Here is a 21,810-nt window from a genome sequence, read left to right on the forward strand (position 1 = left end):
CGAATGCAGTCGTCGGCGATTACGCCGTGATGACACCCTGTTTTAACCGCACGCGATATGGAGGCATCCAATGAATGATAAATCGGATCAAATCAATGCTCATGGAGTGTTCCCAAAGGATCATCCTCCGATCGTGTCGCGAGATGAGTGGGGCAAAGCCCATCGTGCCATGCTGGTAAAGGAAAAGGCGCAGATGAAAGTGCGCGACGCGTTGGTGGCCGAGCGACGCCGCATGCCGTGGATGGCCGTCGAGAGCAACTACAAATTCGAGGGCCCGAACGGGCCGGCCAGCTTGCTCGACCTTTTTGAAGGCCGCCGGCAGCTCATCGTCTATCGCGCCTTCTTCGAATCTGAGGTCCACGGCTGGCCTGACCACGCCTGTGTCGGGTGCTCGATGGTTGCCGATCAGGTGTCTCATCTGGCGCACGTCAACGCCCGCGACGTAACCGTCGCCTATGTGTCACGCGCTCCCCAGGCGGATATCGAGCGGCAAAAGGCGCGCATGGGCTGGGAGCAGATTCCCTGGTACACGCTCGCGGACAATTTCGATGCCGATTTCGGTGTCGATCAATGGCACGGCCACAACGCGTTCATCCAGGACGGCGCCAACATCTACCGCACCTATTTCATCAACGGTCGCGGCGACGAGGCCATCGGCACGCTCTGGAGCTATCTCGACATGGCGCCGCTCGGTCGCCAGGAAGTGTGGGAAGACTCGCCGAAGGGATATCCGCAGACGCCTCCTTACAAATGGCAGAACTGGCACGACAGCTACTCACCTGACGGCAAAATCGATCCCGAGTGGGACAAGGTGTCCTCCGCCGGCGTCGAGGCTTTTAAACGCGGTGAGTACGACCGATCATGAGGTCGGCACCGACAGAAGAAGCGCGCTCGAACGATCATCGCGGGAGTATGCGGACGGCTGACAGCCTCACCTTGGCCGCTACTCCTGTCTTTGCGTTCATGGCGCTGATCGCGGCGCAAAGCAATGACGCCCGCGACGTTCTGTGTGGCGCCGCCGGCGGCTCGCCATGGAGCGGCATGGTGGCGATGTACGCGCTGATGGCTGTCGCGCATCTCCCGCCGTGGGTGCGTTTACTCGCGCGTCGAAGAATCGCCAGGGTTCCAGGCGATCCGCCAAGCGAAACTCGGCCTTTGGCGCAAGACGCGCCGACATCCTAGCTGGACGAGGTTGGTCGTTTGCAGATCGCTATCCTTCTCCACCCGGGCTTGTCGGGCATTCAGCCTCCGATCGCCCATGTCACCCTAATTCTTCTGTCTCAGTCCTGGGGTGCAGTCCAGTCTGGCCGACCTCCACCTCCGCACCCCTGCAGCACGAAATCCGCCGTGGTCATCGCGAGCCCCGAAGGGGCGTAGCCATCCAGGATGGCTGGGCCTGTCCCGGCTTCGGGACTGGATGGCCACGCTTCGCTCGCCATGACGGGAAGATGTGGGAGAGTCGGCCTCAACGGCGATTTGCAGTTTGCCAAGCCAATAGTTCGGATATCCTGATTTTATCAGAACAGAATTGCAGTGGTGCAGTATTTATATCGTTCAGTCGCTCGTATATGACGTCTTTATTGCAGATAGTAACGAGTCGTAATCCGTTATATTGCTATAACCTACGTTATACGCAAGATTCATCAAAACTGTCATGCCCTTTTGCTTGTTCTCCTGACTTTGTCCCCCTTCCAGTCCTGTTGTGACATACATTAGGCTTTTCTGTAATTCCGCAGCAATCTCAGTAGCTGTAGCCATAATGCGGCCTCAAAAGTGGTAAATGATCGGAAAGTGAACCGGCCGGACCCTACGACGCCGGATTAGCATGATATTGATAGCGTATGGTTGAAATGCAGGCAAGACAGTCGTGGACTGCGCCCTGGACCGAGACAGCAGAATTACGGCGGCATAAGTGATCTGAGGGTGAATGCCCGACCAGCCCAGGACTCCAGCAGTTTCTCGCCTTCGCTGAAGCAGGCGGCGCCCCCCTCATCGCACCCACTTCATCGAGCTGTCATAGGTGCTGTGCCGCTGCCCCTCGACGGCATAGCGCAGAGCGTCGACGGCGTGGTTCTCGCGGTCCTCCAGCTCGGACAGGATCTCGCCGGTCTTCGGATGGGTGCGATAGCTGTACAGCGCCAGCTCGTCGATCAGGTGGCGGCAGCGCGGATGCACCACGATGTCGTGCGCCTTCAGGAACTCGACCCCGTCCTTGACCGACCCGGCCCCCTTGGTCGACCCGGCGATGCTGCCGAAGCCGTTGCGCTGCATGTAGCTGATGGTCTCCGGCCGGGAGCTGTCGGCGATGATCGGGCCGCGCCGCGACCCCGGCACGGTGTCGAACAGCGCCGGCGTCCGGTCGATCTCGCAGCCGACCTGATGGGCCTCGTGGTCGACGAACAGCGTCCGGCCCTGGACGAAGCAGCGCACCAGCACCGTCGGGTCGCGGGCGAAGCCCCAGTCGGCGCCGAACAGGAAGCGGGCATCGGCCGGCGTGTCGAACGCCTCCACCTTCCAGTTCCTGAACACCCGGGCCTCGCTGAAGGTCTGGTAGCCGCCGAGCCAGACATGCTGGTGCTTGTCCGGGTCGCGCGCCTGGTCCCACTCCATCTCCACCCGCAGCACCTCCGGGAAATGCGGGTTGTCGGAATATTTCACCGGCACCAGCAGGGAGCCGGGCGGCGGCGTCCCGGCGCGGAACAGCGCGTCGACCGGGTCGTCCGCCCGGGTCGGGTTCCACGAGAACCACAGCTCCGACCCCGGCTTGCGGATGGTCGGGCGCAGCAGGTCCAGGCTGCGGATCGACAGCGCCTGCGCCTCCTCGACCCAGGCGATGTCATAGCCCTCGAGCGATTTGATGCTCTCCGCCGTGTGGTTCTGCATGCCCTGGAAGATGATCCGGCCGCCGCCGGGCGTCAGGATGCGGTCGGCCTGCACGGTGAAGGCCGACCCCACGCCCAGCGCCTGGATCTTGTCCTCGATCAGCCGCTTGACCGACTGGTCGAGCGAGCGCTGCACCTCGCGGATGCACACCGCCCGCAGCGGCGCCGCCTCGATGCAGCGCCGCACCAAGAGCTCGGCGAAGGCATGCGACTTGCCCGAGCCGCGGCCGCCGAACGCGGCCTTGTAGCGCGACGGCTCCAGCAGCGGCTCGAAGGCGGGCGGCAGGTCGGGCGGGGGCAGGGCGGCCGGCGCGTCCTCTCCGTCCGGCCCCTGGCCGCCGCGGAACTGCCGATACACCCGATCCAGCCGCAACTGGTCGGCCGTGGCGCGGGCGCCGACCGGGCGCAGCCGGGCCTTGGCCGCGTCGGTCAGCCGGCGCACCGTCCTCGGCCCGGGCTCTCCCCGGCGTTGCCGCCCCGCCGCCGCCGCGAAGCACAGGATCAGAGTGTCGGGCCGCTTCGGCATCGCACGGCCCCGCCTTCCGGCATTGCCGCGATCGAAGCGGGCGAAGATGACCGCCCCGGCACCGCCGCGCAGCTGCCCGGCGAGGCCGATCCAGCCCCGTTTGCGTCGCCTCATCGTCTTCCGCATCTCGACCTCGCATGAAAAAGCCCGCCGCGGCGGGGCCGGGCGGGCGCAACTCTTCGACTCTGCCCGAATGATGCGGTTCGACGCAGCCTCGCGTCAAGAACAAAGAGCGAACATTGATCGGGCGGAGTCAATTAACACATTGTGCAGTTGTATTAACTGACGCCCTCGTTCATGCTATGTTCCATGGACAAGGCGCAGACCGATCGGATGTCGGAAGCCCCGGCCACTCCCCAGGAGGAGCGGGCGGCGCGGCATCTGCGCATGCTCGCCCGGGCGGCCGAGATCCAGATGGAGATCATGGAGGCGACCCGCACCGAGGCGGTGGAGGCGCCGCAGCCCGGCGCCGACTATTGCAAGCGGATCGCCGCGGTCGCCAAGTCGCTGCGGCTGACCCTGCTGCTGGAGGACAAGTTCGCCAATCATCGCGACGAGCGGCGCAAGGCCGCGGCGAAGCGCGAATCGGCCCAGGAGGACTGGCACGACCTGCGGGTGAAGCTGGCGATGCTGGCCGCCGCCTATGAGGTGTCCGAGGACGATGAGGAGGTCGACCGCCGCGTCGCCGAAGTCTGCGAGCGGGTCGAGCGGCCGGAGGTGGCCGAGCTGATCGCAGCCAGCCGGCCGGAGGTCGCGGTGGCCGCCCTGTGCCGGCGCTGGGGCTTCCCGCCGAATGTGGAGCGCTGGCTGGAGATGGCCGACGAGGCGATGGAGCATTACGGCTTCATCCCGCCGGAGGATGGCGATGAGGCTGATCCGGAGGATCCGCCTGAGCCTCGCTCGGCCGGCGCCGGCCGCCGCAAGCCGAAGCCGCCGGATACGGGGTAAGGGCGCAGTTCGTCGTGCGAAACGCCAATTATTCCAAAGAGAACCGAGTGTTTTGCCTCTCCCGCTTGCGGGAGAGGTCGGAGGCGCTTGCGCCTCCGGGTGAGGGGAGGGCGTCGAGGCCGGGACCCACCCTCACCCGGTCTCGCTGCGCCAGCCCGACCTCTCCCGCCAGGCGGGAGAGGAATGGTCTCTCAGGCCGGCTTGCGCTCCTTCAGGAACCGGAAGAATTCCGCGCCCTCGCGCAGGCCGGGCCTCATCATCTCACACGTCCAGGTTCGTCACCTTCAGCGCGTTCTCCTGGATGAAGTCGCGGCGCGGCTCGACCACGTCGCCCATCAGGGTGGAGAACACCTCCTCGGCGTCGTCGGCGTGCTTGACCTCGACCCGCAGCAGCACCCGGGCGTTGGGGTCCAGCGTGGTCTCCCACAGCTGGTCCGGGTTCATCTCGCCCAGGCCCTTGTAGCGCTGCACGGCCAGGCCCTTGCGGCCCTGCTCCAGCACCCGGTCGATCAGGTCGATCGGGCCGGTGATCGGCCATTCCTGGGCGGCGCCCTTCGGGTTCATCCAGGTCAGCACGCCAGGCCGCTTGTACAGCGCCTGCAGCTCCCCGGCCAAACGGTCGAGCTTGTGCGCCTCGATCGAGCGGATGATGTCGGAATCGATGATCCGGCCCTCGGTCACCCCGCGCAGGGTGCGGCGGAACGCCAGCCCGCCTGGCTGGTTGCCCTGCGGCGGCAGCTGCGATCCCTGCCAGCCGCGCTCGAACTCCGGCTCCAGCGCGTCGAGCCGGTTGGAGATGTAGGTCGCCGTCTCCGTGGCCAGCGTCGGGTCGTTGACGATGCGCGAGGCCAGCGCGCCGGCGATCGCCACCTGCTCGACCACCATGCGGCTGCCGACCTTGCGGATCAGCGGGGTCAGCTGATGCTTCACCTCCAGCGCCTGCACGATCCGGTCGCGCAGGTCGTTGCCGCCCACCTGGGCCCCGTCGAACGGGGTGAACACCAGGTCGCGCATGCCGCTGTCGATCAGATAGGCCTCGAGCGCGGAATCGTCCTTCAGATACACCGCCTCCTTGCCGCGGGCGGCGCGGTACAGCGGCGGCTGGGCGATATAGAGGTAACCGCGCTCGATCAGCTCCGGCATCTGCCGGTAGAAGAAGGTCAGCAGCAGGGTGCGGATATGGCTGCCGTCCACATCGGCGTCGGTCATGATGATGATGCGGTGGTAGCGCGCCTTGTCGGCGTTGAACTCGTCGCGGATGCTGGTGCCCAGCGCCGTGATCAGCGTGCCGATCTCGGCCGAGCCCAGCATCTTGTCGATCCGCGCCCGCTCGACGTTCAGGATCTTGCCGCGCAGCGGCAGGATGGCCTGGAACTTGCGGTCGCGGCCCTGCTTGGCGGAGCCGCCGGCGCTGTCGCCCTCGACCAGGAAGATCTCCGATTCCGCCGGGTCGCGGTTCTGGCAGTCGGCCAGCTTGCCGGGCAGGGAGGCGAAGTCGAGCGCGCCCTTCCGCCGGGTCAGGTCGCGCGCCTTGCGCGCCGCCTCGCGGGCCGTGGCAGCCTCGACCGCCTTCTGGATCACCCGCTTGGCGTCGTTCGGGTGCTCCTCGAACCAGGTCGCCAGCATCTCGCTGACCACCGACTCGACCACCGGCCGGACCTCGGAGGAGACCAGCTTGTCCTTGGTCTGGCTGGAGAATTTCGGGTCGGGCACCTTCACCGACAGGACGCAGCTCAAGCCCTCGCGGGCGTCGTCGCCGGTCAGCGCCACCTTCTCCTTCTTCAGGATGCCGCTTTCGGTGGCGTAGGCGTTGACCTGCCGCGTCAGCGCGCCGCGGAACCCGGCCAGGTGCGAGCCGCCGTCACGCTGCGGGATGTTGTTGGTGAAGCACAGCATGGTCTCGTGGTAGCTGTCGTTCCACTGCATCGCCACTTCGACCGTGATGCCGTCGCGCTCCGTCGTCACCGTGATCGGCTCGCCATGCAGCGGCTGCTTGGCCTTGTCGAGATAGGCGACGAAGGCCTTCAGCCCGCCCTCGTAATGCATCTCGACGACCCGCGGCTCCGGCCCGCGCGCATCGGTCAGGGTCAGCGCGACGCCGGAGTTCAGGAAGGCCAGCTCGCGCAGCCGGTGCTCCAGCGTGCCGAAATCGAACTCGGTCTTGGTGAAGGTCTTGGTCGAGGGCAGGAAGGTGACGTGGGTGCCGCGGTTCTGGCCTTGCGGCCCGACGACGGCCAGCGGCGCCTCGCTCTCGCCGTCGTGGAAGCGCATGAACCATTCATGGCCGTCGCGGAAGATCCGCAGGTCCAGCGTCTCCGACAGCGCATTGACCACCGAGACGCCGACGCCGTGCAGGCCGCCCGACACCTTGTAGGAGTTCTGGTTGAACTTGCCGCCGGCATGCAGCTGGGTCATCACCACCTCGGCGGCGCTGATGCCCTCCTCCTCATGGATCGCGACCGGGATGCCGCGGCCGTTGTCGGTCACCTGGACCGAGCCGTCGGCGTTCAGCGTCACCGTGACGGTGTCGCAGTATCCGGCCAGGGCCTCGTCGATGGCGTTGTCGACGACCTCGTACACCATGTGGTGCAGGCCGGACCCGTCATCGGTGTCGCCGATATACATGCCCGGCCGTTTGCGCACCGCCTCGAGGCCGCGCAGCACGGTGATGGAGCCGGCATCATAGGCGGCTTCGTTGTTCGGGATCGCAGAGTCCGACATACTTCTCATCCATTTCCAACGGCTTCCCGGACCGTCACCCGGGCGTCGTCGACGCCGAGGTGACGGGCCCGGTTCCCGAGCGGCGCGAACAGCGCCGGATCGGTGCCGGTCATCCAAGCCTGGGCGCCGAGCGCCAGGATCTCCTCGTACAGCGCCGCCCGACGGGCCTCGTCGAGATGCGCTGCCACCTCGTCGAGGAGCAGCAGGGGCGGGGCGCCGCGTTCCCCGGCGAGCAGGCGCGCATTGGCAAGAACGATGCCGATCAGGAGCGCCTTCTGCTCGCCGGTCGAGCACTGCGCCGCCGGCATCGCCTTGGCCCGGTGATGGACGGACAGGTCGCTGCGGTGCGGACCTTCCGTCGCGGCTCCGGCCGCAGCGTCGATGCGGCGATTATCGCACAAAAGGTTACGAAAAGCCTCTTCTGCATCGACCGCCGGCCGATCCTCAAGCCACGCCTCGATCCGGCCTTCGACGGCCAGTTCGGCGCGGGGAAAGGGGCCTTCGATCATCAGCGACTCGGCGCCGCGCAGCCGCGCCACCAGCTCGCGCCGGGCGGCGGCGACGGCGGTGCCGGTGGTCGCCATCGTGTCCTCCAGCGCCGCCAGCCAGGCCGGGTCGGCGCGGAGTTCCTTCAAGAGGCGATTGCGCTCGCGCATCGCCCGCTCATAGGCGCCGAGCTGCCCGGCATGGTCCGGGTGGAAGCCGAACACCAGCCGGTCCAGGAAGCGGCGGCGCTGGCTGGCGGCGTCGCCGAACAGCCGGTCCATCTGCGGCGTCAGCCAGACCATCGGCGCCCGGGCGCCGAACGCCGCCTGGCTCGGCGCCGGCCGGCCGTCGATCTGCACGGCGCGGCGGCCCTCGCCGGGCTCCAGCTGCGTGCCGAGCGCGATCTCGCCGGTCGGGGTCAGCAGTTTGGCCGCCACCGCCCAGCCGGCGCCGCCCGTGGCCTGGCGGCGCGTCACCTCCGGCAGCGGTGCCCGGCGCAGGCCGCGGCCCGGCGACAGGAAGGACACGGCCTCCAGCAGGTTGGTCTTGCCGGCGCCGTTCGGCCCGGTCAGCACCACCGGGCGAGGGTCCAGCTCGATCCGCAGCTGGCCGTAGCAGCGGAACTCGGTCAGCGTCAGGCGCGTCACCGCGATCCGGGCGAGACGCCCGGAGGCAGGCGCCTGCTCCGGCATGGGGGCCTGGGACATGTGGCTCAAGGCATCCGAAGCGGATGCTTCGCTCCACTCGCCCGCTGTCCTTTGGTCAAGCCGTCACACCCGCATCGGCATCAGCACGTACAGCGCGCTGGAATCGGCGGTGTCGCGGACGATGGTCGGCGATCCGGCATCGGCCATGGCGAAGCGGGCGCCGTCGCCCTCGATCTGCTGGGTGATATCCAGGAGATAGCGGCTGTTGAAGCCGATCTCGATCTTCGCCGCCTCGTAGCTGACCTCGATCTCCTCGGTGGCGCTGCCCTGCTCGGCCGAATTGGCCGACAGCGTCAGCGAGCCGTTCTCGATCGTCAGCTTCACCGCCCGGCTCTTCTCGGTCGAGATGGTGGAGACGCGGTCGACCGCCTTGGCGAACTCCTTGGCGTCGACCTCCAGGATCTTGTCGTTGCCGCTCGGGATCACCCGCTCATATTCCGGGAAGGTGCCGTCGATCAGCTTCGAGGTCAGCACCACGCCGTCGCCCGCGCTGCCCGGCAGGGTGAAGCGGGTCTTGGTCTCGGACAGCTGCACCTCGACCGTCTCGCCGCTCTCGTCCAAGAGCTTGCGCAGCTCCATCACGGTCTTGCGCGGCACGATCACGCCGGGGATGCCGTCGGCGCCGTCCGGCAGCGGCATCTCGACCCGGGCCAGGCGGTGGCCGTCGGTGGCGACGGCGCGCAGCACCGGCACCGTGTCGGCCGTGGCGGCGTGCAGGTAGATGCCATTCAGGTAGTAGCGCGTCTCCTCGGTCGAGATCGCGAACTTGGTCCGGTCGATCATCACCCGCAGGTCGCCGGCGGCGATGGTGAAGCGGTGGCTCAGCTCGCCGCCCGCCATGCTCGGGAAATCCTCGACCGGCAGGCAGCCGAGCCGGAAGTTCGACCGGCCGGCGCGCAGCGTCAGCGTCCCGCCGTCGGGGTTGGTCTCGATCTCGACCTGGCTGCCGTCCGGCAGCTTGCGGACGATGTCGTACAGGGTGTGGGCCGGGGCGGTGGTGCCGCCCGGGGCCTGGATCTCCGCCGGCACGGATTCGACGATCTCGAGATCCATGTCGGTGGCCGTCAGGCGCAGCGCGCCGCCCTCGGCGCGCAGCAGGATATTGGACAGGATCGGGATGGTGTTGCGCCGCTCGACGACGCTCTGCACATGGCTCAGGCCCTTGAGAAGGGCAGCGCGCTCGATGATCAGCTTCATCCCGATTCCACTTCGACGATGCCGGCCGCCGGACTGGGTCATCGGGGCGGGCCAGGGGCCCGGCCGACGCGGCGGGGGCGCACTATAGCCGAAAGCTTGCGGCGGTGGCGAGAGGCAGGCGCAGGGCCGGACACGGCTTCGGACAGATTCTCCGGCCGCCCGGTCCAGCTCCAGGTTGGGACCGGCTCAGACCTGCAGCATGCGGCGCAGCAGCTCGACATCCTCGGCGAAGGAGCGGTCCTCGCTGCACAGCTCCTCGATCCGGCGCACGGCGTGTATCACCGTGGTGTGATCGCGGCCGCCGAACTTGCGGCCGATCTCCGGCAGCGAGCGGGGGGTGAGCTGCTTCGACAGGTACATCGCCACCTGGCGCGGCCGGGCCACGGTGCGGGCGCGGCGGGCCGAATGCATGTCGGCGACCTTGATGTTGTAGTGCTCCGCCACCCGCTTCTGGATCTCGTCGATGGTGACCCGGCGGTCGGAGGCGCGCAGCAGGTCGTGCAGCAGCTCCTGGGTCGATTCCATCGTGATCGGCCGGTGCACCAGCTCGGCATGGGCGGTGATGCGGTTCAACGCCCCCTCCAGCTCCCGCACATTGGAGGTGATCTTGTGGGCCAGGAACTCCATCACCTTGGCCGGGATGTCGACCCGGGCGGTCTCCGCCTTGGCCTGCAGGATGCCCAGCCGCAGCTCATAGGTGGTGGGGTGGATGTCGGCGACCAGGCCCCAGCCGAGGCGGGAGCGCAGCCGCTCTTCCATGCCTTCGAGATCGGAGGGCGACTTGTCGGCCGAGATCACCACCTGGCGGTTCTGGTCCACCAGGGCGTTGAAGGTGTGGAAGAACTCCTCCTGGGTGGAGTCCTTGCCGGAGATGAACTGCACGTCGTCGATCATCAGCACGTCGACCGACCGGAACATCTCCTTGAACGTCATCGTGTCCTTGAACCGCAGGGCACGGATGAACTGGTACATGAACTTCTCGGCGGACATGTAGAGCACGCGCCGCTCGGGATGCTTCTGCCGGATGTGCCAGGCGATGGCGTGCATCAGATGGGTCTTGCCCAGCCCCACCCCGCCATAGAGGAACAGCGGGTTGAAGGTGACGCTGTTGGCCTCCGCCACCCGGCGGGCGGCGGCATGGGCCAGCTCGTTCGGCTTGCCGACCACGAAATTGTCGAAGGTGAAGCGCTGGTCCAGCACGGCGCCGAATTCCGCCGCCGACTCGGGCGGGCGCTCCGATTTTGCCGCCGGCGACTCGGCGCGCGAGGCCGGTGCGGTCGCGGCGGGCGTGGCTGCGGCGACCGGCTTAGCTGCCAGACGGTCGGGCACCACGATCACGTCCACGCTGTGGATGTCCGGATTCTCGGAATGCCAGAGGTTGCGGATGCGGTCGGCGTAATGGGCGGCCACCCAGTCGCGCATGAAGCGGGTGGGGGCGGCGATGCGGACCTCGCCGCCCTCGAGATCGACGACGACGACCGGGCGCAGCCAACTCTTGAAGGCGCCTTCGCCCACCTCGTCGCGCATGCGGCCGCAGACCCGGGCCCATTGCTGCTCGATCGATGCGATGACTCCCCCCATCGACGACATGCTGCCTTCCGACCCCTCTTTGACTCCGGCGGCCGCGACGCGCTGCCCATCCACGACCCGGACTGTACCTGTTCCTACCATCAGCGGCACCCGATGTCCGATGCGCGGCTGCCATGCTCCAGAACTCAAACCGTAATAATCACAGTATCACGACCGACGTGCAGGAACAATTCCTCGCAGCCACTTACGAAGCTAACGAAGATGCAAATAAAGGTCAGATAAATACCGCCGAGGTGCGCTCTTGGACTTCCGCCGGTCTTCGTGATGAAGGCCGGTAGTCGGGCAGGTTGTGTCCTGAGGCGATCTTCAACCTGCCGACAGCAGGCGAAAGGCAATCATATGCAGGGTGGGCGAGGGCTGGCAACGGAACAAATCCGGACCACCACAAAACGCAAAAAACGGTCCCGGACCGCGGCAGGTTGTGCCGCATCCACCGTTCCCCGGACATGAGAAAAGCCGTTCCGCGGCTGCCGCCGCGGAACGGCTCCTCACATAATTCTGGCCTAGAGGGCCTTGATGCGGCCGGACAGGCGCGACAGCTTGCGCGCGACCGTATTCTTCTGCAGCACGCCCTTGGTGACGCCGCGATGCATCTCCGGCTGCGCCGCCTTCAAGGCCTCGGCCGCGGCGGCCTTGTCGCCGGACTCGATCGCCACCTCGACCTTCTTGACGAAGGTGCGGATGCGGCTGATGCGGTTGCGGTTGACGACCGTGCGACGCTCGGTCTGGCGGATGCGCTTCTCGGCGGACTTGTGGTTGGCCATTGTCGGTCCCAGTTCGGGCCAACGACGGCCCCAAGAAAATCGAGGGCGCTTGATAGTCCCTCCGCGCCCGGGCGTCAAGACGAGTCTCGGCGCCTCACGCTGCGGAGGCGTGGGCCGCTCGGCGGGGATTGGCAAGCCGGCTTCAATGTTCTATGTTTGTTCCTATGTCGATCAAGCCCCCCGAACTCGACGAACTGCCGGACCAGCCGCGCAAGGGCCGCGGCGCGGTCAGCAACCATACCGGCCGCTTCGAGGCCGCGACCCGGCACCGGGTCGATGACGGCTGGGTGGGGATGGTGCCGGAGGATGAGGGGGAACCGCCGCTGCGCACGCAGCTGCATGTCGACACCGCCCGCACCATCATCACCCGCAACGACTCGCCGGACATCATGTTCGACCGCTCGATCAACCCCTACCGGGGCTGCGAGCATGGCTGCATCTACTGCTTCGCCCGGCCGACCCATGCCTGGCTGGGCCTGTCGCCCGGCCTCGATTTCGAGACCCAGCTGTTCTACAAGCCGGACGCGCCGGAGTTGCTGGAGGCGGAGCTGCGGCGCCCCGGCTATGTCCCGGCCGTGATGGCGATGGGCACCAACACCGACCCCTATCAGCCGATCGAGCGCGAGCTGAAGCTGACCCGCCGGGTGATCGAGGTGCTGTCGCGCTTCAACCATCCGCTCGGCATCGTCACCAAATCGGCGCTGATCACCCGCGACATCGACCTGCTGGCGCCGATGGCGGCGAAGGGGCTGGCGGCGGTCTGCATCTCGCTGTCGACGCTGGACCGCGAGCTGGCGCGGACACTGGAGCCGCGGGCGGCGACTCCGCCGCGCCGGCTGGAGACGATGCGCCAGCTGACCCAGGCCGGCATCCCAGTGATCGTGTTGACCTCGCCGATGATCCCGGGCCTCAACGACCATTCGCTGGAGCAGGTGCTGGAGGCGGCGGTGAAGGCCGGGGCCACGGCGGCCGGCTGGACCCTGCTGCGGCTGCCGCTGGAGATCGCCGGCCTGTTTGAGGAATGGCTCAAGGCGCATGCGCCGGACCGGGCCGGGCGGGTGATGTCGCTGATCCGCCAGACCCGCGGCGGCCGGCTCTACAAGTCGGGCTTCGGCGAGCGGCATCGCGGCGAGGGGCCGGTGGCCGACCTGATCCGCGCCCGCTTCAACCATGCCGTCCGCCGGCTCGGCCTCGACCGCAAGCGCTGGACCCTCGACACCACCCAGTTCTCCCCGCCGCCGCGGCCGGGGGATCAGATGAGTTTGTTCTGAGGAGGGTTGGATGACGGTCGTCATCGAGCTGCTGCGCGCCGTCCGTGCCGACGTGGCGGAGATGCGGTCGGAACAGCACGAACAGCGCGTGCGTCTTGCCGCGATCGAGCGGCATCTGGCGCATCTGGAGCGCGACGGTGCCGAGTTCCGCGCCGAAATCGGTGGACGATTCGATCGCATCCATGACCGGCTCGACCGGATCGAGCGTCGCCTCGACCTTTCGGATCAGCCCGCTTAGCCGCATTCGGGCTGGAGGATGCTACGGGCTTGGCTCTTCGCCCCGCCGGCGCTATGCCCTGGGGGCAGGAGGGGCGGCATGCCGGATTGGAGTCTCGAGATCGAGTGCGGCGCGCCGGTGCGGAACGTCGCCGGGCTGGACGAGGTCGGCCGCGGGCCGCTGGCCGGCCCGGTGCTGGCTGCAGCCGTGGTGCTGACCCGGCCGCTCGACCCCGATCTCGCGGGTCTTATAGATGACAGCAAGGTGCTGACGGCGCAGCGGCGCGAGGCGCTGGTGCCGCGCATCCGGGCGGTGGCGCAGGTCGGCATCGGCTGGGCCTCGGTCGAGGAGATCGACCGAATCAACATCCTTCAAGCCAGCATGCTGGCGATGCGGCGGGCGTTGGACGCCCTGCCGGAGCGTCCCGATTTCGCCCTAATCGACGGCAACAAGGTGCCCGACGGGTTGCCCTGCGACGGCCGCGCGGTGGTCGGCGGCGATGCCCTGTCGCTGTCGATCGCGGCGGCCTCGATCCTCGCAAAAGTTGTGCGCGACCACGAGATGTTGCGTCTCTCCACCCTCCATCGCGGCTATGGGTGGGAACGCAACGCCGGCTACGGCACGCCCGAGCATATCGCCGCGCTCGACCGGATCGGGATATGCGAGCATCACCGCCGATCGTTTGCCCCGGTGTTTCAGCGACTCGCCATAACCGGCTGATTCGAAGGGGTATTGACGCCGAGTCCTTCGCGACTCATCGTCGCCCTATGAGCGAATCACCCATCATCACCGAGCGCCTGCCGCCGGGCTGCCGGATCGTCCTCGGCGACTGCGTCTCGGCGATGCGGTCGCTGCCCGCCGGCTCGGTCGATTGCGTGTTCGCCGACCCACCCTACAATTTGCAGTTGGGGGGCGAACTGCGTCGGCCGGATGAGAGCCGGGTCGACGGCGTCGATGCGGAATGGGACAAGTTCAGCGACCTCGCCACCTATGACCGTTTCACCCGCGAATGGCTCACGGCGGCGCGCCACGCGCTGAAGGACGACGGCACGCTGTGGGTGATCGGCACCTACCACAACATCTTCCGGGTCGGCGCCATCCTGCAGGATCTCGGCTTCTGGATCCTGAACGACATCGTCTGGCGCAAGTCGAACCCGATGCCGAATTTCCGCGGCACCCGCTTCACCAACGCGCATGAGACGCTGATCTGGGCCGCCAAGTCGCCGGACAGCCGCTACACCTTCAACTACGACGCGATGAAGGCGCTGAACGAGGAACTGCAGATGCGCAGCGACTGGACGCTGCCGATCTGCAGCGGCGGCGAGCGGCTGAAGATCGACGGCCGCAAGGCGCATCCGACGCAGAAGCCGGAGGCCCTGCTGTGGCGCGTCCTGCTGTCCTCGACTCGGGCGGGGGAGACCATCCTCGACCCGTTCTTCGGCAGCGGCACCACCGGCGCGGTGGCCAAGCGCCTCGGCCGCAAGTTCATCGGCGTCGAGCGCGAGGAGACCTATGCCCGCGTCGCCGCCCAGCGCATCGCGGCGATCGAATCGCCGGCCGACCCGAGCGTGCTCGACACCCTATCGAAGCGCCAGGCGCCGCGCGTGCCCTTCGGCTGGGTGCTGGAGCGCGGCATGCTGCGGCCGGGCGACCGGCTGTTCGACACCCAGCGCCGCTACGTCGCCAAGGTGCGGGCCGACGGCACGCTGATCGCCAGCAACAGCGAGGGCGACCATGCCGGGTCGATCCACCGGGTCGGCGCGGCGCTGCAGGGCGCGCCCTCCTGCAACGGCTGGACCTTCTGGCACTACGAGGCGCAGCGCGACCGTCTGGCCCCGATTGACTTGCTGCGCCAGAAGATCCGGGCCGAGATGGCGGTGCACTGAGGCGCCGCCACTTCAGGTTATTCTGTCAACCGATTGTATTTCCTCAAGATATACCGAAGCCGTTCATGCGGGATGGCATGCAGCGTGTTGCCGTCGCGGCCGGTCATGGTCTCGGCCGCGACCAGGGCGTTGATGATCGCCTCCTCGGTTGCCTGGGCCGCGGCCTCGATCAGCCCGTCCATGGCGTCGTTCGGCAGCACCTGCACCAGCCGGCTGTCCCTGCGGCTGAAGGCGCCGGGATTGGCCGTTGAGAAGGCCAGGAAGATGTCGCCGCTGCCATTGGCGCCATAGCCGCCGGTGCGGGCGATGCCGATCGGCGCCCGCCGGGCCAGGCGCTTCAACTGATGCGGCAGCAGCGGCGCATCGGTGGCGATCACCACGATGATCGAGCCGGTGTCGCGGTCCCAGGACAGGTCAGGCAGCAGGTCGGGGATCTCGCGCCCGACCGGCACGCCGGCGATCATCAGGTTCTTGCGTCGGCCGAAATTGCCCTGCACCAGCACGCCGACCGTGTGGCCGCCCTCCTCGGGTGAGAGCCGACGCGAGGCGGTGCCGGTACCACCCTTGAATCCGAACAGCGACATGCCGGTGCCACCGCCGACATTGCCCTCCGCCACCGGGCCTGGCCGGGCGCCGTCCAGGGCCTCGACCACATGCTGCGCCGTGACGTGGAAGCCGTTGATGTCGCTCAGGGTCCCGTCATACGTCTCCGCCACCACCGGCAGGCACCAATAGAGGTCGTTGGCCAGGGGCGCCACCAGGCCGTTTCGGCCCTGCCAGCCGATCACGGCGTCGCGCACGGTGCCGACACTGTGGCTGTTGGTGATCATCAACGGCCCTTCGAGGAAACCGGATTCCTCGATCCAGATCGTGCCGGTCATCTCGCCATTGCCATTCAGCACGGCGGTGCCGGCGAAGACTGGGTCGAAGACGCGGCCGCGCGGCAGGATGGCGGTGACGCCGGTGCGCGCCGGCCCACGCCCGATCTCCAGCTTGCCGTCGCCGGTAACGATTGTGGCGAACCCGATCTCGATCCCGGCGATGTCGGTGATGGCGTTGAGCGGGCCGGGCTCACCGTCGAAGGGGATGCCCAGCTCCCGGGCCCGCGGCTTTTGCGTCATCGTCGGCTCCTCGGCTGCGTCGTCCTTCGGGCTAGCGCGGCGGGGCTGGTCTGTCCATGCCGGTCAGGCCGGCCGCTACCGGACCAGCCGCTTCGGCGCCACCTCGCGCCAGGCCTCGGCGACCAGCGCCGCCATCTGCTCGTCATCGACCGCGGACAGCGTGACGAAGGTCCAGACCAGCCGGCCCCAGCGCGCCGGGGTGAAAGCCTCGGGTCGAGCCGTGAACAGCATCTCCTGATGGTCTTGCGGCAGCTTCAGCACCGCCCGGCGCTCCGCCGGGCGCAGCACGGCGAAGATCCTGCCGCCGACCCTGAAGGACGGCCGCTCCCAATGCGCCTCTTCGGTCACTTCCGGCAGGGCCAGCGCGGCCCGCCGGACCGTTTCCTCATCCGCCACCTCAGGCCTCCCTCCCATGCTGCCGCAAGGATGCGCGCCTGTGTCCTGGTTTGCCGGAAGAATTTTTGCGGGTTATGCTGCCGGCCTCACACAGCAGGAGAGGCCCCGATGGATCGCAGCACGGACCGGCACTTCACCCGCCCCGTCACGCTGCCTCCGTCGAGCCGCCATGCCTCTCCTTGCCGCCGAGTCGCTGTCCCACCACACCCCTGACCATCGCCCGCTGTTCGAGGACCTGACGATCGCCTTCGGGGCGGAGCGGACGGGCCTCGTCGGCCGAAACGGCGTCGGCAAGTCGACGCTGCTGCGCCTGCTGCTGGGCGAGATCCCGCCGCAATCCGGCCGGATCCTGCGCCAGGGCCGCATCGGCCTGCTGCCCCAGGCCGTCCGGGTCCTGCCCGGCATGACCGCCGCCGACGCGCTCGGCATCGCCCCGACCCTGGCCCGGCTCGACCGGCTGCTGGCGGGGGAGGGCGACGAGGAGGACCTTGCCGCCGCCGACTGGACGGTGGAGGAGCGCGCGGCCGCGGCGCTGCCCAGGCTGGGCCTGCCCGCCGACCTCGACCTGCGCCGGCCGCTCGGCACCCTGAGCGGCGGCGAGGTCACCCGCCTGGCCCTGGCCGGGCTGCTGGTCGACCCGCCGGACATGCTGGTGCTGGACGAGCCGACCAACAACCTCGACGCCGATGGCCGCGATGCCGTCTGCGCCGTGCTGGAAAGCTGGCGCGGCGGTGCCCTGGTGGTCAGCCATGACCGCGGGGTGCTGCGCGGGATGGACCGGATCGTCGAGCTCTCCAGCCTCGGCGCCCGCAGCTACGGCGGAAACTGGGACGACTATCGGGCCCGACGCGAGGCCGACGCCCAGGCGGCGCAACGCGGCCTGTCGCAGGCCGAGCAGGAGGTGGCGCGGCTGGCGCGGGAGCGGCAAGCGGCCGTGGAGCGCAAGGCCCGAAGCGATTCCCGCGGCCGGAAATCCCGTGCCGGTGGCGGCCAGGCCAAGATCCTGCTGGACTTCAAGAAGGAGCAGGCCGGGCAGAGCCAGGGGCGCCAGACTGCCCTGCGCGACCGCCGGGAGGAGGGGGCAGAGGTGGCGCTCGCCGAGGCGCGGGCCGCGGTCGAGCGGACCGAGATGCTGGCGGCGTCGCTGCCATCGACCGGGCTGGCTGCCGGCACCTCCGTCCTCGCCTTCGAGCATGTCTCCTGGACGCCGTCAGGCACGGGCCGGGCGGTGCTGCGCGATCTGTCGTTCGCCCTGACCGGGCCGGAGCGGGTGGCGGTGACCGGGCCGAACGGCGCCGGCAAGTCGACCCTGCTGCGCCTCGCGGCCGGAGAGATGGAGCCGGATGAGGGCCGGGTCCGCCGCTTCGGCGGCGGCATCGTCATGCTTGACCAGAGGGCCGGCGGGCTACGGCCGGAGCGCACCATCCTGGAGAATTTCCGGGCGATGCACCCGGACGCCAACGACAATGCCTGCCGGGCGGCGCTGGCGCGCTTCCTGTTCCGGGCTGACGCGGCGCTGCGCCCGGTCGGCGACCTCAGCGGCGGCGAGACGCTGCGGGCGGCGCTGGCCTGCGTGCTGGACGGGCCGCGGCCGCCGCGGCTGCTGATCCTGGACGAGCCGACCAACCATCTCGACCTCGACTCGATCGCGGCGATCGAGCGGGCGGTGGCCGGCTATGACGGCGCGCTGCTGGTGGCCAGCCACGACCCGGACTTCCTCGCCGCCGTCGGCATCGGCCGGGTCGTCGCATTGGACAAATGAAAAGCGGGCCCGAAGGCCCGCTTCCCCCGCACGCACTGAGAAGGCGGAGCTTAATCCAGCCCTTCGAACAGCGCGGTCGACAGGTAGCGCTCGGCGATCGAGGGCACGATCACGACGATCTTCTTGCCCTCGTTCTCCGGCCGGGCGCCGACCTCGAGCGCCGCGGCCAGGGCGGCGCCGGAGGAGATGCCGGCCGGGATTCCCTCCAGCTTGGCGACTTGGCGGGCGATCTGGAAGGCGCGTTCGTTCGAGATCCGCACGACCTCGTCGATGACCTTGGTGTTCAGCACGCCGGGCACGAAGCCGGCGCCGATGCCCTGGATCTTGTGCGGGCCCGGGTTGCCGCCGGACAGCACCGGGCTGTCCTCCGGCTCCACCGCGATCGCCTTGAAGCTCGGCTTGCGCGGCTTGATCACTTCGGCCACGCCGGTGATGGTGCCGCCGGTGCCGACGCCCGAGATCAGGATGTCGACGCCGCCCTGGGTATCGTTCCAGATCTCCTCGGCCGTGGTGCGGCGGTGGACCTCCGGGTTGGCCGGGTTCTCGAACTGCTGCGGGATGATCGCGTTCGGGATGCTCTGGACCAGTTCCTCGGCCTTGGCGATGGCGCCCTTCATGCCCTTCGGGCCTTCGGTCAGGTGCAACTCGGCGCCCAGCAGCTTCAGCATCTTGCGCCGCTCGACCGACATGGTCTCGGGCATGGTCAGGATCAGGCGGTAGCCCTTGGCCGCGGCGACGAAGGCCAGCGCGATGCCGGTGTTGCCCGAGGTCGGCTCGATCAGGGTGCTGACGCCCGGCTTGATCTTGCCTGCGGCCTCCAGCGCCTCGATCATCGCCAGGCCGATGCGGTCCTTGACGCTCGACAGCGGGTTGAAGAACTCCAGCTTGGCCAGGATGTCGGCCCTGGCGTCATGGGCCTCGGCCAGCTTCTTCACCCGCACCAACGGGGTCGCGCCGATGGTGTCGAGAATCGAGTCGTATATCTTGCCTCGGAACTCGGTCTTCCCGGCGGTGGAAGCGGACATATTACTCTCCAGGAGCGTAAATAGGTTGATCGACATTTATACGCGCCGACCCTGGGGAAGGCCAGCCGCTCGGATCAACCCGGGCGGAACTCAGATCGAGAAGTCGACGGGGGCAGCCCGCTCGCGCGGGATGCCTTTCTCGCGGGCCTGGTTGGCCAGATCCTCGATGCTCAGGGCGTCGAGCCTCTTGACCGCCTCCTCCTGGAGCTCGGCCCAGAGCGGACGGACGACCTCCTGGCCCAGCCGGGATCCCGGCGGCAGCGCCTCCTCGTCATCGGCCGCGGTCTCCAGCGACCGGATGGCGCGGACGATCTCGCCGACGGTGATCCGCCGGCGTTCCCGCGCCAGGCGATAGCCGCCGCGCGGCCCGCGCACCCCGGTCAGGATGTCGACCCGGACCAGCTGCTGCAGCACCTGCTCCAGATACCGGCGCGGGATGCCCTGGCGTTTGGTGATCTCGGCGCTCTGCACCGGGGTGTCGACGGCGTTGTAGGCGATGTCGAGCACCGCTTCGATCGCGAACAGCATCTTCTTCGGCAGGCGGAACATCCGTCAGGCTCCCGTTCCGGTGGATCCATAGCCGCCCGTGCCGCGGGCAGTGGCGTCGAGGCTCGGCCGCTCGTCCCAGGCCACGGTCGCGTGGCGGGCCACGACCATCTGGGCGATGCGCATGCCTCGGGTGATGGCGACCGGCTCGTCGCCATGGTTGATCAGCACCACGCCGATCTCGCCCCGGTAGTCGGAATCGATCGTGCCGGGCGCGTTGACGATGGTGATGCCGTGCTTGAGGGCGAGGCCGGAGCGCGGGCGCACCTGCGCCTCCCAGCCGCCCGGCAGGGCGATGGCGATGCCGGTCGGGATCAGCGCCCGGCGGCCGGGCGCCACCGTCACCGGCTCTGTCACCGCCGCGAGCAGGTCCAGCCCGGCCGATTGCGCGGTGGCGGCGGCGGGCAGGGGCAGGTCGGCGCCATGCGGCAGTCGGGTGACGGCAATGGAAACGGCTTCGGTCATCGGCTCGGGATCAGCCTTTCTCGAAATGGCGGGCGATCGCGCCGGCCAGGCGGGTGCCGATATCGGCCTTGGTCAGCCGCGGCCAGGTCTGGGCGCCCTCGGCGGTGATCAGATGCAGGATGTTCGAATCGCCGCCGAAGGCCTGGGTGCCGGGAGACACGTCATTGGCGAGGATCCAGTCGCAGCCCTTGCGGGCGCGCTTGGCCTGGGCGTGGGCGATCACGTTCTCGGTCTCGGCGGCGAAGCCGACCACCAGGGCCGGCCGGTCGGGGCCGGGGGCGCTCAACGTCGCCAGGATGTCGGGGTTCTCGGCCAGGGCCAGGGCCGGCGGCCCGCCGGCGCCCTTCTTGATCTTCCGGCCGGAGGGCGTGGCGACGCGCCAGTCGGCCACGGCGGCCGCGCAGACCGCGGCATCGGCGGGCAGGGCGGCGCGGCAGGCGGCCAGCATCTCGTCCGCCGTCTCGATCGGCACCAATGTGACGCCGTGCGGCGCCGGCTCGTGCGTCGGGCCGGTCACCAGCGTCACCCGCGCCCCGGCCTGGCGCAGCGCCGCGGCGATGGCGTGGCCCTGCTTGCCGGAGGAGCGGTTGGCGATGTAGCGCACCGGGTCGATCGGCTCATGCGTCGGGCCGCTGGTGACGATGACGTGGCGGTCCTGCAGCGGTCCGCCGGTGCCGAAGCGGTCGAATTCGGTGAAATAGGCCTCGACGGCGGCGACGATCTCCAGCGGCTCGGCCATCCGGCCGAAGCCGAACTCGCCGCAGGCCATCTCGCCTTGGTTCGGGCCGACCAGGCGCACCTCGCGGCGCTGCAGCAGCGCCAGGTTGTCGCGGGTGGCCGGGTGGTCCCACATCCGGACATTCATCGCCGGCGCCACCAGCACCGGCTTGTCGGTGGCCAGGAGGGCGGTGGTGGCCAGGTCGTCGGCCAGGCCGGCCGCCATCCGGGCCAGGATGTTCGCCGTGGCCGGAGCCACCACAAGCAGGTCGGCGTCGCGCGACAGCCGGATATGGCCCATCTCGGATTCGTCGGTCAGCGAGAACAGCGCGCCATAGACCTTGTCCTCGGTCAGGGCCGAGACGGCGAGGGGGGTGACGAACTCGGTCGCGGATTGGGTCAGGATGCAGCGCACCCGCGCGCCGCGCTCACGCAGGCGCCGGATCAGATCCAGCGACTTGTAGGCGGCGATGCCGCCGGCGATGACCAGCAGGATGCGGCGGTCACGCAGCGTCAGCGTCACGGCAGGTCCCCAGGGGCGGCAGAGGGCGAACTACATCGCATGAATGTTCTTTAGGGCGCT

19 protein-coding genes are annotated in these 21,810 nt (G+C 68.5%); 7 read left to right on the top strand and 12 right to left on the bottom strand.

All coding sequences use genetic code 11. The features are described from left to right. The first annotated feature begins 70 nt into the window (after window positions 1-70). Window positions 71-865, top strand: coding sequence for a DUF899 domain-containing protein (locus tag QFZ27_RS17380; protein ID WP_429227635.1), 795 nt, complete (start codon window positions 71-73; stop codon window positions 863-865). A gap of 1,124 nt (window positions 866-1,989) precedes the next feature. Here the strand turns inward: QFZ27_RS17380 and QFZ27_RS17385 are convergent. Then, complete coding sequence (locus tag QFZ27_RS17385) at window positions 1,990-3,534, bottom strand: PBSX family phage terminase large subunit (protein ID WP_429227636.1); 1,545 nt, start codon at window positions 3,532-3,534, stop codon at window positions 1,990-1,992. A gap of 183 nt (window positions 3,535-3,717) precedes the next feature. Between QFZ27_RS17385 and QFZ27_RS17390 the strand changes: the two genes are divergently transcribed. Next, complete coding sequence (locus QFZ27_RS17390) at window positions 3,718-4,356, top strand: hypothetical protein (RefSeq protein ID WP_429227637.1); 639 nt, start codon at window positions 3,718-3,720, stop codon at window positions 4,354-4,356. Window positions 4,357-4,617: 261 nt separating this feature from the next. On the opposite strand, the gene gyrB is transcribed toward QFZ27_RS17390, so the two are convergent. The 5 genes from gyrB to rpsT form a co-directional block, all read right to left on the bottom strand. Further along, the gene (gyrB, locus tag QFZ27_RS17395) at window positions 4,618-7,077 is read right to left on the bottom strand and encodes a DNA topoisomerase (ATP-hydrolyzing) subunit B (protein ID WP_429227638.1); all 2,460 of its coding nucleotides are present in this window, start codon (window positions 7,075-7,077) and stop codon (window positions 4,618-4,620) included. A 5-nt stretch (window positions 7,078-7,082) separates the two neighbouring features. After that, window positions 7,083-8,270, bottom strand: coding sequence for a DNA replication/repair protein RecF (recF, locus tag QFZ27_RS17400; RefSeq protein ID WP_429227639.1), 1,188 nt, complete (start codon window positions 8,268-8,270; stop codon window positions 7,083-7,085). Window positions 8,271-8,333: 63 nt separating this feature from the next. Beyond that, complete coding sequence (gene dnaN, locus QFZ27_RS17405) at window positions 8,334-9,467, bottom strand: DNA polymerase III subunit beta (protein ID WP_429227640.1); 1,134 nt, start codon at window positions 9,465-9,467, stop codon at window positions 8,334-8,336. 186 nt (window positions 9,468-9,653) lie between these two features. Further along, window positions 9,654-11,048 (bottom strand): chromosomal replication initiator protein DnaA, encoded by a 1,395-nt coding sequence (dnaA, locus tag QFZ27_RS17410; protein ID WP_429227641.1) that lies wholly within the window; start codon window positions 11,046-11,048, stop codon window positions 9,654-9,656. Window positions 11,049-11,560: 512 nt separating this feature from the next. Beyond that, a complete protein-coding gene (rpsT, locus tag QFZ27_RS17415) occupies window positions 11,561-11,821 on the bottom strand; it encodes a 30S ribosomal protein S20 (RefSeq protein ID WP_429227642.1) in 261 nt (86 codons plus the stop codon). 164 nt (window positions 11,822-11,985) lie between these two features. Between rpsT and QFZ27_RS17420 the strand changes: the two genes are divergently transcribed. The 4 genes from QFZ27_RS17420 (at window position 11,986) to QFZ27_RS17435 (ending at window position 15,195) form a co-directional block, all read left to right on the top strand. Next, complete coding sequence (locus tag QFZ27_RS17420; RefSeq protein ID WP_429227643.1) at window positions 11,986-13,092, top strand: PA0069 family radical SAM protein; 1,107 nt, start codon at window positions 11,986-11,988, stop codon at window positions 13,090-13,092. Window positions 13,093-13,102: 10 nt separating this feature from the next. Then, the gene (locus tag QFZ27_RS17425; RefSeq protein WP_429227644.1) at window positions 13,103-13,330 is read left to right on the top strand and encodes a hypothetical protein; all 228 of its coding nucleotides are present in this window, start codon (window positions 13,103-13,105) and stop codon (window positions 13,328-13,330) included. Between the two features lie 78 nt (window positions 13,331-13,408). Further along, window positions 13,409-14,029 (top strand): ribonuclease HII, encoded by a 621-nt coding sequence (gene rnhB / locus QFZ27_RS17430; RefSeq protein ID WP_429227645.1) that lies wholly within the window; start codon window positions 13,409-13,411, stop codon window positions 14,027-14,029. A 47-nt stretch (window positions 14,030-14,076) separates the two neighbouring features. Beyond that, on the top strand, window positions 14,077-15,195 hold the full coding sequence (locus QFZ27_RS17435; RefSeq protein ID WP_429227646.1) for a site-specific DNA-methyltransferase: 1,119 nt from the start codon (window positions 14,077-14,079) through the stop codon (window positions 15,193-15,195). Between the two features lie 17 nt (window positions 15,196-15,212). Here the strand turns inward: QFZ27_RS17435 and QFZ27_RS17440 are convergent, their stop codons facing one another. Next, complete coding sequence (locus QFZ27_RS17440; protein ID WP_429227647.1) at window positions 15,213-16,316, bottom strand: DmpA family aminopeptidase; 1,104 nt, start codon at window positions 16,314-16,316, stop codon at window positions 15,213-15,215. A 75-nt stretch (window positions 16,317-16,391) separates the two neighbouring features. Then, window positions 16,392-16,712 carry an MmcQ/YjbR family DNA-binding protein gene (locus QFZ27_RS17445; protein ID WP_429227648.1) on the bottom strand — a complete coding sequence of 107 codons (321 nt, stop codon included), beginning with the start codon at window positions 16,710-16,712 and terminating at the stop codon, window positions 16,392-16,394. Window positions 16,713-16,881: 169 nt separating this feature from the next. On the opposite strand from QFZ27_RS17445, the gene QFZ27_RS17450 reads away from it, so the two are divergent. Beyond that, on the top strand, window positions 16,882-18,474 hold the full coding sequence (locus QFZ27_RS17450; protein WP_429227649.1) for an ABC-F family ATP-binding cassette domain-containing protein: 1,593 nt from the start codon (window positions 16,882-16,884) through the stop codon (window positions 18,472-18,474). Between the two features lie 50 nt (window positions 18,475-18,524). On the opposite strand, the gene cysK is transcribed toward QFZ27_RS17450, so the two are convergent. The 4 genes from cysK to coaBC form a co-directional block, all read right to left on the bottom strand. Further along, the gene (cysK, locus tag QFZ27_RS17455) at window positions 18,525-19,499 is read right to left on the bottom strand and encodes a cysteine synthase A (RefSeq protein WP_429227650.1); all 975 of its coding nucleotides are present in this window, start codon (window positions 19,497-19,499) and stop codon (window positions 18,525-18,527) included. A gap of 90 nt (window positions 19,500-19,589) precedes the next feature. Next, a complete protein-coding gene (locus QFZ27_RS17460; RefSeq protein WP_429227651.1) occupies window positions 19,590-20,048 on the bottom strand; it encodes an RrF2 family transcriptional regulator in 459 nt (152 codons plus the stop codon). A gap of 3 nt (window positions 20,049-20,051) precedes the next feature. After that, window positions 20,052-20,510 (bottom strand): dUTP diphosphatase, encoded by a 459-nt coding sequence (dut, locus tag QFZ27_RS17465; RefSeq protein WP_429227652.1) that lies wholly within the window; start codon window positions 20,508-20,510, stop codon window positions 20,052-20,054. Between the two features lie 10 nt (window positions 20,511-20,520). Next, a complete protein-coding gene (gene coaBC / locus QFZ27_RS17470; RefSeq protein ID WP_429227653.1) occupies window positions 20,521-21,750 on the bottom strand; it encodes a bifunctional phosphopantothenoylcysteine decarboxylase/phosphopantothenate--cysteine ligase CoaBC in 1,230 nt (409 codons plus the stop codon). Between the last annotated feature and the right edge of the window lie 60 nt (window positions 21,751-21,810).

Origin of the sequence: Inquilinus ginsengisoli (assembly GCF_050434925.1) — a bacterium.
Classification (GTDB): domain Bacteria; phylum Pseudomonadota; class Alphaproteobacteria; order DSM-16000; family Inquilinaceae; genus Inquilinus; species Inquilinus ginsengisoli_B.

Excerpts from the sequence above, each read along its gene's own strand:
- QFZ27_RS17380 (WP_429227635.1), top strand. The coding sequence starts at position 71 with ATGAATGATAAATCGGATCAAATCAATGCTCATGGAGTGTTCCCAAAG.
- QFZ27_RS17385 (WP_429227636.1), bottom strand. The coding sequence starts at position 3,534 with ATGCGGAAGACGATGAGGCGACGCAAACGGGGCTGGATCGGCCTCGCC.
- QFZ27_RS17390 (WP_429227637.1), top strand. The coding sequence starts at position 3,718 with ATGGACAAGGCGCAGACCGATCGGATGTCGGAAGCCCCGGCCACTCCC.
- gyrB (WP_429227638.1), bottom strand. The coding sequence starts at position 7,077 with ATGTCGGACTCTGCGATCCCGAACAACGAAGCCGCCTATGATGCCGGC.
- recF (WP_429227639.1), bottom strand. The coding sequence starts at position 8,270 with ATGTCCCAGGCCCCCATGCCGGAGCAGGCGCCTGCCTCCGGGCGTCTC.
- dnaN (WP_429227640.1), bottom strand. The coding sequence starts at position 9,467 with ATGAAGCTGATCATCGAGCGCGCTGCCCTTCTCAAGGGCCTGAGCCAT.
- dnaA (WP_429227641.1), bottom strand. The coding sequence starts at position 11,048 with ATGGGGGGAGTCATCGCATCGATCGAGCAGCAATGGGCCCGGGTCTGC.
- rpsT (WP_429227642.1), bottom strand. The coding sequence starts at position 11,821 with ATGGCCAACCACAAGTCCGCCGAGAAGCGCATCCGCCAGACCGAGCGT.
- QFZ27_RS17420 (WP_429227643.1), top strand. The coding sequence starts at position 11,986 with ATGTCGATCAAGCCCCCCGAACTCGACGAACTGCCGGACCAGCCGCGC.
- QFZ27_RS17425 (WP_429227644.1), top strand. The coding sequence starts at position 13,103 with ATGACGGTCGTCATCGAGCTGCTGCGCGCCGTCCGTGCCGACGTGGCG.
- rnhB (WP_429227645.1), top strand. The coding sequence starts at position 13,409 with ATGCCGGATTGGAGTCTCGAGATCGAGTGCGGCGCGCCGGTGCGGAAC.
- QFZ27_RS17435 (WP_429227646.1), top strand. The coding sequence starts at position 14,077 with ATGAGCGAATCACCCATCATCACCGAGCGCCTGCCGCCGGGCTGCCGG.
- QFZ27_RS17440 (WP_429227647.1), bottom strand. The coding sequence starts at position 16,316 with ATGACGCAAAAGCCGCGGGCCCGGGAGCTGGGCATCCCCTTCGACGGT.
- QFZ27_RS17450 (WP_429227649.1), top strand. The coding sequence starts at position 16,882 with ATGCCTCTCCTTGCCGCCGAGTCGCTGTCCCACCACACCCCTGACCAT.
- cysK (WP_429227650.1), bottom strand. The coding sequence starts at position 19,499 with ATGTCCGCTTCCACCGCCGGGAAGACCGAGTTCCGAGGCAAGATATAC.
- QFZ27_RS17460 (WP_429227651.1), bottom strand. The coding sequence starts at position 20,048 with ATGTTCCGCCTGCCGAAGAAGATGCTGTTCGCGATCGAAGCGGTGCTC.
- dut (WP_429227652.1), bottom strand. The coding sequence starts at position 20,510 with ATGACCGAAGCCGTTTCCATTGCCGTCACCCGACTGCCGCATGGCGCC.